This window comes from Bacillus sp. FJAT-27916, from assembly GCF_001183965.1.
GTDB lineage: Bacteria > Bacillota > Bacilli > Bacillales > Pradoshiaceae > Pradoshia.
The window spans coordinates 1,229,529-1,245,778 of the sequence record NZ_LFZV01000001.1; the positions used below are offsets into that span (position 1 = coordinate 1,229,529).

The window sequence follows — 16,250 nt, forward strand, 5'->3', positions numbered from 1 at the left end:
TCATTTCACCCTCACCTAATGAAAGTATCTTACTTATTCATCTTTATAAAATTCGGAAGTTATGTCAAGTTTTTTCAGGATAAATATGGTAGTATTAATGTGAAAAAAATTGCATGCCGAGAGAAGCTTGGGGGGAGTACATGGAAAGAACAGTGCTGATTATCGGAGCAGGGAATGGAGGAACAGCTATTCTCAACTTCCTGCTGATGGCGAAGGATTACCGCGTAATCGGCGTCATTGATTCTAACCCGGATGCAGAAGGAATGAAGCTCGCACGCATATATCAGATTGAAACAGCAAGCAGCTGGTCTCGTTTGATTAAGCATCCGCCTGATATCATTTTTGAAGTAACAGGCAATGATAACGTCTATCAAGAAATTGCTCGTGAGAAGGAAGAAGAGACCATCCTAGTTCAGGGACGGGTTGCCTTTATTCTGGCAAACCTCATCCAGGAAAAAGAGGAATTAATGAAGAAATCCCAGGAAGAGGCATACTTGCGCGAGCTCGTTTTTAACATCTCGGATAATGGAATGATTGTGATCAATAAAGATGAACAAGTTGTTTTCTTTAATCAAGAAGCGGAGAATTTAACAGGAATAAAGGCAGAGAACGCCGTTGGATATTCTATACAAGCGGTTATGCCCGCCTCTTCTCTCCCTCGCATTATCCGAACAGCAATGACAGAGAGCAATCAGCGGGCAAGGCTTGATAATGGACGGGACATTCTTACGACAAGGATGCCCATCAAGAATGAACAAGGGGAGATCTTAGGCGCATTTGCCATTTTCAAAGGTATTACAGAAATGACCCGTCTTGCAGAAGAAATCACGAATTTAAAGCATATCCAAAAAATGCTTGAAGCAATCATTCATTCAAGCGATGATGCTATTTCTGTTGTCGATGAAAAGGGTGCAGGGCTCTTGATAAACCCAGCATATTCAAGGATTACCGGTCTCGAGGAATCAGATGTAATCGGCAAGCCTGCGACAGCAGACATCGTTGAAGGCGAGAGCATGCATATGCAGGTACTAAAAACCCAGAAGCCGGTTCGTGGAGCACGGATGAAGGTTGGTCCGGCTAAGCGGGATGTGATCGTTAATGTGGCGCCGATCATGGTAAACGGCGAGCTGAAGGGCAGTGTCGGGGTCATCCATGATTTATCCGAGATCCAGAACTTAACGAAGGAACTGCAGCGCGCTCGTCAAATGATTCGCAAGATTGAAGCAAAGTATACCTTTGACGATATCATTGGTGAATCAAAGGAAATGAGCCTATGCCTTGAACAAGCCAGGCTGTATGCGCGAACCTCTGCAACTGTCTTATTAAGAGGGGAATCGGGGACGGGCAAGGAATTATTTGCCCATGCAATCCATAATGCCAGCGATCGTAAATATAACCAATTTGTTCGTGTGAATTGTGCAGCAATCGCAGAATCCCTGCTTGAAAGCGAGTTGTTTGGCTATGAGGAGGGAGCCTTCTCCGGGGCTAAAAGAGGCGGAAAGAAAGGCTTTTTCGAGGAGGCTCATAAAGGGAGTATTTTCTTAGATGAGATTGGCGAACTAACTCCCGGTACACAGGCGAAATTACTCCGTGTACTTCAGGAGGGAGAAATCCTGCGCGTAGGTGGAACGAAACCGATTCAAATTGATGTACGGGTTATTGCTGCAACCAATGTCAATTTGGAGAAAGCCATTGCAAATGGGACATTTCGGGAGGATTTGTATTACCGAATAAACCGGATGCCCATCTATATACCGCCGCTGAGGGAAAGACCAAGGGATATAGCCCCTCTCAGCATTCATCTGCTTAAGAAGCTGAACGAAGAATATGGCCGTGATATTAAGACAATCAGCCCGGATGCCATTCAGGTTCTTGAAGGGTATAGCTGGCCAGGGAATGTACGGGAGCTGGAGAATATCCTGGGCAGAGCTATTATTTTCATGGATATGCATGAACGAATGCTTCAGAAAACCCATTTACCCTCTTTGTTTTTGAAAAATGAACAATATGAGGAACGTAATCAAGAACATATCCGATTGGAAAACTCAGTGAGTCTGGCTGAACAGCTGGCAAATGTTGAAAAAGAAATCATCCAAAGGACGTTAAAAGAGCTGCATGGCAATAAAACGGCGACTGCCCGGCAATTGGGTCTTTCCATACGAAACCTATACTATAAATTAACGAAATATAATTCAGAATAATTTTGCGTGCAAAAATTTTCATTTTTGAAATAAATTGCACGATTATTATATTATCTATATTCTTTTATTGAAGCATGATGGTTTTGGCATGATTCTTGCATTATTTATTATTGGCTTTCCGGAAAAGTAATATTTTCTCAAAATACAAAAAAGAGAACCGGAGTCTGCTAGACTTTGAAGAAGATGAGAGGGGAAATGACAGATGGAGCTTTTCAAATATATGGAGCAATATGATTATGAGCAATTATTATTTGTACAGGATAGGCAATCTGGATTGAAGGCGATCATCGCTATTCATGATACAACGCTAGGGCCAGCTCTTGGCGGCACAAGAATGTGGACATATGAATCAGAGGATGCAGCTATTGAGGATGCCCTGCGTCTTGCTAAAGGGATGACGTATAAGAATGCTGCTGCAGGCCTAAACCTTGGAGGAGGGAAAACCGTCATAATTGGCGATCCGCGCAAGGACAAGAACGAAGAAATGTTTCGTGCGTTCGGCCGTTATATCCAAGGGCTTAATGGTCGTTATATCACGGCTGAGGATGTAGGCACGACAGTAGCTGATATGGATATTATCCATGAAGAGACGGATTATGTTACAGGTATCTCTCCGGCATTTGGTTCATCTGGCAATCCATCTCCAGTAACGGCATTTGGTGTTTACCGCGGGATGAAAGCAGCCGCTAAGGAAGCGTTTGGTACAGACTCTCTTGAAGGAAAAGTCATCGCGGTCCAAGGTGTAGGCAATGTAGCCTTTAATTTATGCAAGCATCTGCATGAAGAGGGAGCTCAATTGATCGTAACCGACATCAACAAAGATAGCGTTCAAATGGCTGTAGAACAATTTGGTGCCAAAGCCGTTGACCCTAATGAGATTTATGGTGTTGACTGTGACATTTATGCTCCATGTGCACTAGGGGCAACGATTAATGATTACACAATTCCGCAATTAAAGGCGAAGGTCATTGCCGGTGCGGCCAATAATCAACTCAAAGAAACAAGACATGGCGATGCCATCCATGAGATGGGGATTGTTTATGCTCCAGATTATGTCATCAATGCCGGCGGAGTCATCAATGTAGCTGATGAGCTCTATGGCTACAATCAAGAGCGCGCATTAAAGAAGGTAGAGCTGATTTACAATAATATTGAACGAGTTATCGAAATTGCCAAACGTGACGGAATTCCAACCTATATGGCAGCAGACCGTATGGCTGAGGAGCGAATTGAAAAGCTCAAGAATTCAAGAAGCCAATTTCTCATGAATGGGCGTCATATTTTAAATCGTCGCCGCTAAAAGAGATGATAGTCCTTCATCTCTTGGAGGCTGTCAGGATTGAACATAGATAATGACGCCGCCAAATAGGCGGCGATTCATACAGGGAAGGGTGTCTTTTATGTCGACAGAGTATGATCTTGTTATCCTCGGTGGAGGAACAGGCGGATATGTTGCTGCTATTCGAGCCTCTCAGCTCGGTTTAAAAACGGCTATTGTCGAAGCAGGTAAACTTGGGGGAACATGTCTTCATGCCGGATGCATTCCTTCAAAGGCATTGCTGAGAAGTGCTGAGGTATATCAAACCGTAAGAAAGTCTGCAGACTTTGGTGTACAGTCAGAAGGAGCAGCTCTCGACTTCAAAGCTGTACAAAAACGGAAGCAAAGCATTGTAGATAAACTGCATGCTGGTGTCCAATACTTAATCAAACAAGGAAAGATTGATCTTTATGAGGGGTATGGCCGTCTTTTAGGTCCTTCGATTTTCTCGCCAATGCCTGGTACGGTTTCCGTCGAAATGAATAATGGCGAGGAAAATGAAATCCTTATTCCCAAAAATGTCCTTCTTGCCACTGGATCGAGACCGAGGACGCTTGCTGGTCTGGCCATTGATGGCGAAACGGTAATAACCTCTGATGAGGCTTTAACACTTGATAAGCTGCCATCATCCATGCTGATAATCGGCGGTGGAGTCATTGGTGTTGAATGGGCGTCCATGCTTCGTGATTTTGATGTGGATGTGACGATTGTCGAATATGCGGATCGAATTCTGCCTTTAGAGGACAAGGATTTATCCAAAGCAATGGAAAAGGCATTGAAGAAAAAAGGAATTAACATCATAACAGGGTCTAAAGTACTGCCTGAAACACTTTCAACCGAGAGTGGTCTGTCCATTTCAGCCCAGGAAAATGGAACTACTAAGGAGTATAAAGCAGAAAAAATGCTTGTGTCAGTTGGCCGTGATGCCAATACGAGTGGAATAGGGTTAGAGAATACCGATATCGAGATCAAGGGAGGATTCATATGTGTAAATGAATTCTTTCAAACGAAAGAATCCCATATTTATGCCATTGGTGATTGCATCGGCGGAATGCAGTTGGCCCATGTGGCAAGTCATGAGGGAATCAAGGCGGTGGAACATATGGCAGGCTTAAAGCCGGAGCCAATCCAATACGATTTCATCCCGCGCTGTATTTACAGCAGTCCAGAGGCAGCAAGCGTCGGTATTACGGAAGAGGAAGCAAAGAAGAGAGGTCATAAGGTGAAGGTCGGGAAATTCCCGTTTCAAGCTTTAGGCAAGGCATTGGTGTTTGGAGAAACGGAGGGATTTGCGAAAATCATCTCTGATGAAGAAACCGATGATCTTCTGGGCGTTCATATGATTGGACCTCATGTAACTGACATGATATCAGAAGCAGGTCTTGCGCTTGTCTTGAATGCAACAGCATGGGAGGTTGCTTCAAGCATACATCCGCACCCTTCCTTGTCAGAGGTAATTGGGGAGGCGGCCCTTGCGGTGGATGGTATGGCACTGCATTTGTAATAAAAGAGATTGATAGGGGGAATTTAGATGGCTGAGGCTAGACATGAATCGTTAGGATTATCCAATCAAACTGTATTAGATATGTATGAAACCATGCTTTTGGCAAGAAGACTAGACGAGCGTATGTGGTTATTAAATCGTTCAGGCAAGATTCCATTTGTTATCTCCTGTCAGGGGCAGGAGGCAGCTCAGGTCGGTGCTGCCTTTGCGCTGGACAGGAAAAAAGATTATGTTCTTCCTTACTATCGGGATATGGGGGTTGTCTTGACCTTTGGAATGACAGCCAAGCAGCTCATGCTGTCAGGATTTGCGAAGGCAGAGGATCCCAATTCAGGCGGCAGACAGATGCCTGGTCACTTTGGACAGAAGGAAAACCGAATTGTTACTGGGTCATCGCCTGTGACGACTCAAGTGCCGCATGCAGTCGGCATTGCGCTGGCAGGGAAGATGCAAAATAAAGATTTGGTGACATTTGTTACCTTCGGGGAAGGATCATCCAATCAAGGGGATTTCCATGAAGGGGCAAATTTTGCCGGGGTACATAAGCTGCCGGTCATCCTGATGTGTGAAAACAATCAATATGCCATCTCTGTGCCGGTTGAAAAGCAGCTCGCCTGCGAACGGGTATCCGACCGGGCGTCAGGCTATGGAATGCCTGGAGTAACAGTTAACGGTAATGACCCGCTTGAGGTATATAAAGCGGTAAAGGAAGCGGCAGACAGAGCAAGAAACGGCGGCGGCCCAAGCTTGATTGAGACCGTATCTTACCGGCTGACCCCCCATTCAAGCGATGATGATGATCGTTCCTACCGTGCTCCTGATGAAGTGGCAGAGGCAAAAACAAATGACCCAATCATCACATTTGGCGCTTATTTGAAGGAGAACGGAGTTTTGAATGATGAACTTGAGGGAGAAATCAATAAACGTGTAATGAAGCTTGTGAACGAAGCGACGGAATATGCGGAAAATGCACCTTATGCACAGGCAGAGACTGCAATGAATCATGTGTATGACGAAGGGAAGGGGGCGGTTTAATGCCGGTTATATCTTATATTGATGCCGTGACCATGGCTTTAAGAGAAGAAATGGAAAGAGACGAGAGGGTATTTGTTCTCGGTGAGGATGTAGGCAAAAAGGGAGGCGTCTTTAAGGCTACTGCTGGATTGTACGACCAATTCGGAGAGGCGCGTGTGCTTGACACGCCGCTTGCTGAATCGGCGATTGCTGGTGTCGGTATTGGTGCGGCCATGTATGGTATGCGCCCAGTCGCCGAGATGCAATTTGCTGATTTCATTATGCCGGCTGTGAACCAAATTATCTCTGAAGCAGCGAAAATACGCTATCGCTCCAATAATGACTGGCACTGTCCAATCGTGATAAGGGCCCCGTTTGGAGGAGGAGTTCATGGAGCGCTTTATCATTCGCAATCAGTTGAAGCCATCTTTGCCAATCAGCCGGGGCTGAAGGTTGTCATACCTTCCACACCATACGATACGAAGGGGCTTTTGAAGGCTGCCATCCGAGACGAGGACCCCGTGTTGTTTTTTGAGCATAAGCGAGCGTATCGCTTAATTAAAGGCGAGGTCCCGACAGATGATTATGTTTTGCCAATCGGAAAGGCAGACGTGAAACGAGAGGGCGAAGATATCACGGTCATTACCTACGGGCTATGTGTCCATTTTGCTCTCCAAGCTGCAGAGAAGCTTGAAAAGGATGGTATCTCCGCTCATATTCTTGACCTTAGAACGGTCTATCCGCTTGATAAGGAAGCCATCATTGAAGCGGCAAGAAAAACCGGCAAGGTTCTATTGGTGACAGAGGATACAAAGGAAGGCAGCATCATGAGCGAGGTCTCGGCCATCATTGCGGAGCATTGCCTATTTGATTTGGATGCGCCGATTAAGAGACTGGCCGGGCCGGATGTTCCTGCGATGCCTTACGCACCAACAATGGAGAAATTCTTCATGGTGAACCCTGATAAAGTGGAAAAGGCAATGAAGGAATTGGCAGAATTCTAGACAACTAGGAGGGAGGAGTTAACAATGGCTATAGAAAAAATGAAAATGCCCCAGCTTGGGGAAAGCGTAACAGAGGGCACGATTTCTAACTGGCTAGTGAAGCCGGGCGACCATGTGGAGAAGTACGATCCAATAGCAGAGGTAATGACGGATAAAGTGAATGCTGAAGTACCTTCCTCGTTTACTGGAACCATCAAGGAATTGCTCATAGAAGAAGGGGAGACCGTGCCAGTCGGTGAGCTGATTTGCAGCATAGAAATAGAAACAGAAGGAACAGGAACTGATACAGAAGACAAACCGGAAACAGCTCCTGTGAAAGTGGAGAATCAAGAGGGAAAAGGGACCCCTTCAGAGGCGAAACCGCGTTTTTCACCAGCTGTGCTAAGACTTTCCGAAGAGCATAATATTGATTTGAAAACTCTCACAGGAACAGGTGCAGGGGGAAGAATTACTCGTAAGGATGTCTTGAATGCCGTTGAAAATGGTGTATCAAGGAAGATATCAGCTGAACCTGAGACAAAAGCGGAGGCATCAGCCCCTAAAGAACAAGAGCGAGAAACGGCTCAAAGAAAGGAAACGATTCAAACGGCCGCAAATGATACCATTATCCCGGTCACAGGTGTCCGTAAGGCCATTGCGAAGAATATGACTAGAACGAAGCAGGAGATACCTCATGCTTGGACAATGGTGGAAGCAGACGTCACCGGACTTGTATCTGCTCGTGATGCCTTGAAGAAAGCGTTTAAGGAGGGTGAGGGCTATAATCTGACGTATTTTGCCTTCTTCGTTAAAGCTGTGGCACAAGCACTTAAGGAGTTCCCAGAAATGAATTCAATGTGGGATGGAGACAGAATTATCCACAAGAAAGACATCAATTTATCGATTGCCGTGGCGACAGATGATGCATTGTATGTGCCGGTCATTAAGCATGCCGATGAGAAAACGATAAAAGGAATTGCCCGCGAGATTCATGAACTGGCTGGTAAGGTGCGTTCCGGAAAGCTATCCGTGAATGATATGCAGGGAGGAACATTCACCGTAAATAATACCGGTTCATTTGGTTCCATCCAATCCATGGGTATTATCAACTATCCGCAGGCAGCCATCCTTCAGGTGGAATCCATTGTGAAGCGGCCGGTTGTGATGGAAGGGAATATGATTGCTATTAGAGATATGGTTAATCTTTGTCTTTCCATCGACCATCGTATGCTTGATGGTTTAGTGGCCGGACGTTTCTTGGCAAGGATTAAAGAAATCCTTGAAGGAACAAGTGAAAAAACGGTTTCGATTTATTAATGATTTCTGCTGGAACTGGATGAGCCTTTCATCCAGTTCTTTTTAGTGTGCCCGGCATGGGTGTAAGCTTTAGGGTGAAAGTCCCGAGCCTCGAAGGCAGTAGTAGGGGTTAGCCAAAGACAAGGGTGTCCGTGGTGACGCGGAATCTGAAGGAAGTTGGAGGCAAATCTCCGCCCCAAGGAACACGAACTGCATACAAGGCTAGCTGTCATTGAGTGAGTTTGCTAAACAAAACAAAGCTCTTACTGCCGAAGGTGATAGAGAGTAAATGCAGTGGGGACATGGAGAGAAAGCGTGTGCCCTTACCCGGGGAGGTCTGATGGAGATGTGAAGTACCCTTCATAACCTGTCTAGTGATAGGCAGCTGAACCATCAGAAGTCAGCTGAGGTCATAGTACGAATCGGTCTAGAACGATTCGGAAGGACCGAACAATCAAGAGAGAATAGCCCTTGGCATTCAGTCTGTCATGATGACCATAGAAAACGTAAGAGACCTCACGAGAAGAAGGATGCGGTGAATCCCGCAGGGGACTTCCCGGAGGATGGAGTGACGGCTGGCATAAGAAGATAAGCTATTCACGGAAGGAAGAAACGAGATGCTTTTGAATCAAATCCTGTCACGGGAGAATATGCTTCTCGCATTAAAGCGAGTCGAAAAGAATAAAGGAAGTCATGGAGTAGATAAGATGCCCGTACAAAACCTACGTCAGCACTTAGTCGAAAATTGGTCTTCCATCAGAGAAGCTATTCTGGAGGGAACCTACGAACCGATGCCAGTCCGAAGAGTCGAAATCCCGAAACCTGATGGCGGCTTCCGGCTACTGGGAATCCCTACCGTGACAGACCGTTTGATTCAACAGGCGATAGCCCAAGTGGTATCGAAGATATACGACCCCATGTTCTCCGAACATAGTTATGGCTTCCGACCAAACCGGAGTGCCCATGACGCTGTACGGAAGGCGAAGGGCTACATCCAAGAAGGATACAGATGGGTAGTAGACATGGACTTGGAGAAGTTCTTTGACAAGGTCAATCATGACCGACTAATGAGCACGTTGGCAAAGAGAATCGATGAGAAACCTCTATTGAAACTAATTCGCCGGTATTTACAAGCTGGAGTGATGATCAATGGAGTGGTTACCAGTATGGAGAAAGGAACTCCTCAGGGAGGTCCCCTAAGCCCCTTACTTTCAAATATTGTCCTAGATGAATTGGATAAAGAATTAGAAAGCCGGGAACATCGATTCGTACGCTATGCGGATGATTGCAATATCTACGTGAAATCCAAGCGTGCAGGTGAACGAACCTTGGCCAGCATTCAACGACTCATTGAGGGGAAGCTCCGATTGAAAGTGAATGAGAAGAAGTCAGCGGTAGGCCGACCTTGGAAACGTAAGTTTCTGGGGTTTACTTTCGCATCGACGAAAGAGCCAAAAATTCGCATCGCAAAAGCGAGCATCCAGCGAATGAAGGAGAAGGTCCGGAAAATCACTTCCAGGAAGATGCCTTACCCAATGGAATACCGGATTCAGAAACTGAACCAGTATCTAACCGGATGGTGTGGATACTTCGCGTTAGCCGATACGAAGGCTATTTTTGGATTGTTGGATAAATGGATACGCAGAAGGTTGCGAATGTGCTTGTGGAAGAACTGGAAGAACCCAAAGGCGAAGATAAGGTACCTCATGAACCTAGGTGTTCCGAAAGGAAAAGCTTATGAATGGGGGAACAGTCGGAAAGGCTATTGGCGTATCTCGAAAAGTCCAATATTACACAAAGCCCTCGGCAATACCTATTGGTATTCCCAAGGGCTCAAAAGTCTACAAGGTCGGTATGAAACCTTGCGTCATCAACTTGATTGAACCGCCGTATACGGGACCGTACGTACGGTGGTCTGAGAGGTCGGGGGTTAGTCGCCCCCTCCTACTCGATTGCGCTCACAGCCATTCAAAAGTTCTTTTTGTATCAAGAAGGAAGAGGTTTGGAAAATGTTGTGATAAAATGGAATTATCAGAAATAAATGACTGATGAGGGGAGGGAGCTTTCTTTCTCGGAGCATTCCGAACAAAAGAAAGCAAGCTATGAGTCTGGATATGTTGAGAAATCATGTATTTTCACAAAGTACTGAACAGGAATGGGAAGAGGCTGTTAAGCGTTCCTTAAAAGGGAAAGATGCAGCTAGCTTACAAACGAAAACCTATGAAAACATTATTTTGAAACCGCTTTATTCCGAAAGCATAGATGATAGGGAGCACCCGGGTGTTCCTCCTTATACAAGAGGAATCGGGACAAAGGAATTATGGATTTGCCAAGAGAATCAAGGCCGGGATGCTGAGGCTGTAAAGGAGGCTGTCCGGAAAGGAATAAGGGGCGGAGAGAATACCATTTCATTTAAGGCGGACTCTTTAAAGCCTGATGAGGTGATAAGGCTTCTGTCTGATTTGCCGATTGATGAATATCCCGTTTTTACCCAAGCGGGCAGGCTGCAGCAGGCGATCATGGAGAGCGGTTTGACTATCACTGGCTCCGTCACGCGTGATTTAATCATGGAATGGGTTCAAGCAGGCGGGCTGCCAATCAATGAAAAGAATGAATTAGCAAACTGGATTTCCCTCATAGGAGAATGGGGACTGAATCATCCTGATATAAAAACAATTATGGTCGATACAACTCCTTACCATGAAGCGGGGGCTGATGCGGCAAGTGAGATTGCCTATGCGCTTGCTGCTGGTGTGGAGTATATGAATGCTGTCCAGGCAGCAGGTCTTGATCAGAGGATGGGATCGAAGCAGATGGTCTTCTCATTCGCCGTCGATTCCCAATTCTTTATCCAAATTGGAAAGCTTAGAGCGGCTAGAAGGCTATGGAGTACCGTTGGACAAGCTTATGGAGTTGAAGATTGTATGATGGTGATTCATGCTAAAACATCGGGTCGCAATAAATCAAGCTATGACCGCCATGTCAATCTTCTTCGAACGAGTAATGAAGCCTTTGCAGCATTGGCTGGAGGCTGTCAGTACATAACTGTTTCACCGTTTGATACGATGCTTTCTCAAGGGAGCTCGCTTGGTGTCCGAATGGCACGAAACATTGTTCATATCCTGAAGGAAGAGGCGGGTATTTGTCAAACGGAGGACCCGGGGGGCGGTTCCTACTATTTGGAGGCGCTGACCGATAAACTATGCGAGAAAGCTTGGGAGCGGTTCCTTGAATTAGAACGCACCGGGGGTATTCTTGCAGCCTTGAAGAAGGGAACGATACAAACGGAGCTTTCCGGTCTGGCACGGAAGCGCCTTGAGAATGTATCTCTGCGAAAAGAGAAAATCATTGGGGTCAATGCGTATGCGAATCCAGCAGAGGCACGTCCTGATGTGGCTGTTAAACAGCCTATCGAACAGTCCGAAATGAAGATGAAAGAGATTACCCCGCTTAAACCGATTACCCTCTCTAGTGAATTTGAGGTAATCCGATTCATGAACTTGAGCTGGCATAACGAGGAAAAGGCGAAACGAATTGGCTTGGCTGGTATCGGAGAGCTGAAAGCGTATAAACCTTATATGGATTTTGCTAAAGAGATTCTGGCATCTGGCGGGTTAGGCTATCAAGCGGAAGAGGGAATCAGCAAAACAGAGGAAATCCAGCATTTTGTCAAGAAGTCTGAAGTCATGCATCTCATCATTTGCGGCAAAGAGGAGGATCTTCATGAGGAACTATCAGCATTAGCCCTGGCTCCTCATGTCCGTGTATATACAATTGGCGATTTCAGCGGTCACACTAAATATCAGCAGATAGACCGGAGCGTGAATATGATTGAATGGCTCACGGTTCTTTCATCCACGCAGGAGGTAGAGGCATGAAGAGACCAGACTTTTCAAAGATTGATTGGAAAACAACCGCTCATCCTTCTTTAGAGAAGACAGACGAATATCAGGCGGTAAGTGAAACGAATGAACAAATCTCTATTAAGGCGGTTTATGGAAAAGAGGATCTTACGCAGCTTCCCCATATGCCGTCCTATCCGGGGATTGCCCCTTATACGAGAGGACCGTATGCAGCGATGTATGTCAACAGACCATGGACGGTCAGGCAATATGCAGGTTTCTCTACGGCAGAGGAATCCAATGCTTTTTACAGAAGGAATCTGGAGATGGGGCAGAAGGGTCTGTCAGTGGCCTTTGATTTGGCCACTCACCGCGGGTATGACTCTGACCACCCTCGAGTAATTGGGGATGTAGGCAAGGCTGGTGTCGCTATCGACTCCATTGAGGATATGAAAATCTTGTTTGAGGGGATCCCGCTTGAGAAAATGTCTGTTTCAATGACAATGAATGGGGCTGTGCTGCCTGTGATGGCCTTTTATATCGCGGCTGCCATTGAACAGGGGGCAGAGGTCGGGAAACTATCAGGAACGATCCAAAATGATATTTTAAAAGAATACATGGTTCGTAATACATATATATACCCTCCGCAAATGTCAATGAGAATTATTTCGGATATCTTTGCTTATACATCCTCGAAGATGCCGAAGTTTAACAGCATCTCCATCTCAGGCTATCATATGCAGGAAGCAGGCGCACCTGCTGATCTTGAACTTGCCTACACACTCGCTGACGGACTTGAGTATGTCCGTTCAGGGTTGGATGCGGGAATCCCGATTGATACATTTGCGCCAAGGCTCTCCTTCTTCTGGGGAATCGGCATGAATTATTTCATGGAGGTGGCGAAGCTTCGGGCGGCTCGCTATTTATGGGCAACCCTGATGACGCAATTTCATCCGCAAAATGAGAAATCATTGGCCCTTCGCACCCACTCGCAAACATCTGGATGGAGTCTCTCGGAACAAGATCCCTTCAATAATGTTGCCCGAACCTTGATTGAAGCGCATGCAGCTGTAATGGGACATACGCAATCTCTTCATACGAATGCACTTGATGAGGCGATTGCCCTTCCGACTGATTTCTCTGCACGGATTGCACGTAACACTCAGCTGTTCCTGCAGGAGGAAACCGGCTTAACTAATGTCATTGATCCGTGGGGCGGCTCCTATTATGTAGAATCTTTGACCAAGAGTCTCATTGAGAAAGCGTGGGGTCATCTTGAAGAAATTGAGAAGCTTGGCGGTATGGCAAAGGCGATTGAGACCGGCATTCCGAAAATGCGCATTGAGGAGGCTGCCGCTAAAAGGCAGGCGAGAATTGATTCTGGAGAAGAGTCACTCATAGGGGTGAATCGGTACAGAAGTGATGAAACCGATGAATTTGACATTCTTGAAGTGGATAATTCAAAGGTGAGAAGCCAACAGATTGAGAGACTCCAGGCTATTAAGAAAGTACGTGATCATGAAAAAGTTCATGCAGCATTGGAGAAACTGACAGAATCAGCCCGTACTGGCGAAGGCAATCTGCTCGAATATGCTGTAGAGGCAGCGATGCTGCGTGCCACTTTAGGAGAGATATCCGATGCAATTGAAGAAATATCAGGAAGACATCAGGCTGAAGTGAGAACAGTGAGCGGTGTATATGGACGTCATTATCAGCAGGAAGAGAAGATTCAGGAAGTTAGAGAGATGACGGAGGAGTTCATGGAGCATGAGGGCAGACGTCCGCGCATTCTTATTGCAAAAATGGGTCAGGACGGTCATGACAGAGGAGCAAAGGTAGTAGCAACCGCTTATGCAGACCTAGGCTTTGACGTTGACATGGGACCGTTATTCCAAACACCTGAAGAAACAGCTAAGCAAGCCATCGAGAATGATGTGCATGTCATCGGGATGAGCTCTCTTGCTGGCGGACATAAAACATTGCTTCCTCAGCTTAAACAGGAATTGAAACGATTAGGCCGAGAGGATATTATCATCATTGCCGGAGGAGTAATCCCTAAACAGGATTATGATTATTTGCTCGAACATGGAGCGGCTGCAATTTTTGGACCAGGAACAGTTATTCCAGAGGCAGCTGTGACCATCATGGAACAAATCTACAAAGAGCTTGGTTATGAGGAAGTGTCCGATTAATGAGTAAGAAGGAAGGAAGAAGATTTAAGAGAAAAGGGCCAGTAAACCTTCAAGTCCATGATATAGCCTTAAATCTTCAGGAGGGGAACGTGAGCGTTCTCTCAAAGGCGATTACTTTAGTGGAGAGCAGACAGGAGAGCCATCAGCAAGCTGCGCAAGCCATTCTTGAGAAGGTGCTCCCGAGTACCGGAAATGCTGTGAGAATCGGGATATCAGGTGTGCCTGGGGCAGGAAAGAGCACCTTTATTGAAAGCTTTGGTCTTTATCTTTGTAGTCTAGGACATCGGGTGGCTGTTCTGGCTATTGATCCAAGCTCACCCGTCAGCGGCGGAAGTATCCTTGGCGATAAAACAAGAATGGAGAAGCTTTCCCGTCATCCAAGCGCCTTCATCCGTCCGACACCGTCAGATGGGGAGTTTGGCGGTGTGCATCGAAAGACAAGGGAAAGCCTTCTTTTATGCGAAGCAGCAGGGTACTCTGTCATTATCGTTGAAACGGTTGGTGTCGGACAAAGTGAAGCAGAAGTAAGGGATATGGTTGATTTCTTCCTTCTGCTCGCCTTAACAGGAGCGGGAGACGAATTGCAAGGAATGAAAAAGGGGATTCTTGAGCTCGTTGATGCTATAGCAGTCAATAAGGCGGACGGGGATAATGAAGAGAAAGCCCTTATGGCAAAGGAAGAATACAGGCGTGTCACGATGGGGATTAATCCTGCGACTCCCGGATGGACTATTGCGGCGTTAACCTGTTCAGCTCTTTATCAGCATGGATTGGATGATATTTGGAAGCTGATCTTATCCTTTATGGAAGAGACTAAAAAGTCTGGAATCTATGATAGCAGGAGAAGAACTCAGGCTGGGAAATGGCTGCATACTGAGATGAGGCGTCTCTTAGTAGAACGCTTCCTGAAGGATGAGGATATGAAAGTCTCTCTCCAAAGGCAGGAACAGAACGTTATAGAAGGAAAGGTCCTGCCTTTAGCGGCGGCTAGAGAACTAATAAATATTTATTTTTCTTTAAACAAGAAGTAAAATGAGCTTAGTGCCATAAAAAAAGGGATAGCATAGAATGCCATCCTTCAATCAAGGGAGTATAGGGATAAATCTTAATTAAAGGTAGTTTACCCGCCGTAAAAGGTGGATAAACCTATAGGCTGGATTATTTTTTAATTCTATACTCATCTGGTAAAATGAAGGAAAAAGACCGGAAAGGAAGATCAAACGGCATGAGCATGGATTTCAATTTGTTTATGAATGATGTAGTCCGCCAGGCAAGGCAGGAAATACAGAATGCTGGATATAAAGAACTTAAAACGACAGAAGAGGTAGACGAGGCCCTTCAAGCGAAAGGAACAACGCTTGTCATGGTCAATTCCGTCTGCGGCTGTGCAGGCGGGATCGCACGTCCGGCTGCTTATCACGCCGTGAATTACGATAAGCGCCCCGATCATCTTGTGACGGTATTCGCCGGGCAAGATAATGAAGCAACAGCAAGGGCACGAGAATATTTCACGGGTTATCCGCCATCCTCTCCTTCATTTGCTTTAATGAAGGACGGAGAGATTATTAAGATGATTGAAAGACATGAGATTGAAGGCCATGAGCCAATGCAAGTCATATCCGCATTGCAACAGGCTTTTGATGAATATTGTGAGGAAATTTAAAACGTTAAGAAGCCAATGCTCCACGAAAAGAGCATTGGCTTTTTTGCGTAAAGAGGAAAGGAGCCATAAGTATATACTTTTTTATGCATAGATTTTGAATAAAGAAGAGTCATAGGGTTATAGAGACAGTGTTGTCTGAAAATGAAGATAATTGAAAATGTCGTTTGTATTCTCTTTTAGTGGAAGAATTATGTTATTAATATAGAATGAAAACAAAACGTGCAATCTAAAAAATGA

11 protein-coding genes are annotated in these 16,250 nt (G+C 45.7%); all 11 read left to right on the forward strand.

Going from position 1 to position 16,250, the window contains the following annotated elements; all coding sequences use genetic code 11:
* Positions 1 to 140 precede the first annotated feature (140 nt).
* The 11 genes from AC622_RS05855 to AC622_RS05905 all read left to right on the forward strand — a co-directional run bounded on the left by AC622_RS05855 (position 141) and on the right by AC622_RS05905 (position 16,013).
* The gene (locus tag AC622_RS05855) at positions 141 to 2,201 is read left to right on the forward strand and encodes a sigma 54-interacting transcriptional regulator (RefSeq protein ID WP_049670204.1); all 2,061 of its coding nucleotides are present in this window, start codon (positions 141 to 143) and stop codon (positions 2,199 to 2,201) included.
* A gap of 202 nt (positions 2,202 to 2,403) precedes the next feature.
* Complete coding sequence (bcd, locus tag AC622_RS05860; protein ID WP_049670205.1) at positions 2,404 to 3,501, forward strand: branched-chain amino acid dehydrogenase; 1,098 nt, start codon at positions 2,404 to 2,406, stop codon at positions 3,499 to 3,501.
* A 100-nt stretch (positions 3,502 to 3,601) separates the two neighbouring features.
* On the forward strand, positions 3,602 to 5,023 hold the full coding sequence (gene lpdA, locus AC622_RS05865) for a dihydrolipoyl dehydrogenase (RefSeq protein WP_049670206.1): 1,422 nt from the start codon (positions 3,602 to 3,604) through the stop codon (positions 5,021 to 5,023).
* A 27-nt stretch (positions 5,024 to 5,050) separates the two neighbouring features.
* The gene (locus AC622_RS05870) at positions 5,051 to 6,058 is read left to right on the forward strand and encodes a thiamine pyrophosphate-dependent dehydrogenase E1 component subunit alpha (protein WP_049670207.1); all 1,008 of its coding nucleotides are present in this window, start codon (positions 5,051 to 5,053) and stop codon (positions 6,056 to 6,058) included.
* A complete protein-coding gene (locus tag AC622_RS05875; RefSeq protein WP_049670208.1) occupies positions 6,058 to 7,041 on the forward strand; it encodes an alpha-ketoacid dehydrogenase subunit beta in 984 nt (327 codons plus the stop codon). Before AC622_RS05870 ends, AC622_RS05875 begins: the two co-directional genes overlap by 1 nt.
* Before the next feature lie 24 nt (positions 7,042 to 7,065).
* Positions 7,066 to 8,337, forward strand: a complete 1,272-nt coding sequence (locus tag AC622_RS05880) for a dihydrolipoamide acetyltransferase family protein (RefSeq protein WP_049670209.1) — start codon at positions 7,066 to 7,068, stop codon at positions 8,335 to 8,337.
* 596 nt (positions 8,338 to 8,933) lie between these two features.
* Complete coding sequence (gene ltrA / locus AC622_RS05885; RefSeq protein WP_049670210.1) at positions 8,934 to 10,199, forward strand: group II intron reverse transcriptase/maturase; 1,266 nt, start codon at positions 8,934 to 8,936, stop codon at positions 10,197 to 10,199.
* A gap of 231 nt (positions 10,200 to 10,430) precedes the next feature.
* Positions 10,431 to 12,194, forward strand: a complete 1,764-nt coding sequence (locus tag AC622_RS05890) for a methylmalonyl-CoA mutase family protein (RefSeq protein WP_049670211.1) — start codon at positions 10,431 to 10,433, stop codon at positions 12,192 to 12,194.
* Positions 12,191 to 14,350, forward strand: a complete 2,160-nt coding sequence (scpA, locus tag AC622_RS05895) for a methylmalonyl-CoA mutase (RefSeq protein ID WP_049670212.1) — start codon at positions 12,191 to 12,193, stop codon at positions 14,348 to 14,350. Before AC622_RS05890 ends, scpA begins: the two co-directional genes overlap by 4 nt.
* Positions 14,350 to 15,381, forward strand: a complete 1,032-nt coding sequence (gene meaB, locus AC622_RS05900; RefSeq protein WP_049670213.1) for a methylmalonyl Co-A mutase-associated GTPase MeaB — start codon at positions 14,350 to 14,352, stop codon at positions 15,379 to 15,381. The genes scpA and meaB overlap by 1 nt, the downstream gene beginning before the upstream one ends.
* A gap of 194 nt (positions 15,382 to 15,575) precedes the next feature.
* The gene (locus AC622_RS05905; protein WP_049670214.1) at positions 15,576 to 16,013 is read left to right on the forward strand and encodes a BrxA/BrxB family bacilliredoxin; all 438 of its coding nucleotides are present in this window, start codon (positions 15,576 to 15,578) and stop codon (positions 16,011 to 16,013) included.
* Positions 16,014 to 16,250 lie beyond the last annotated feature (237 nt).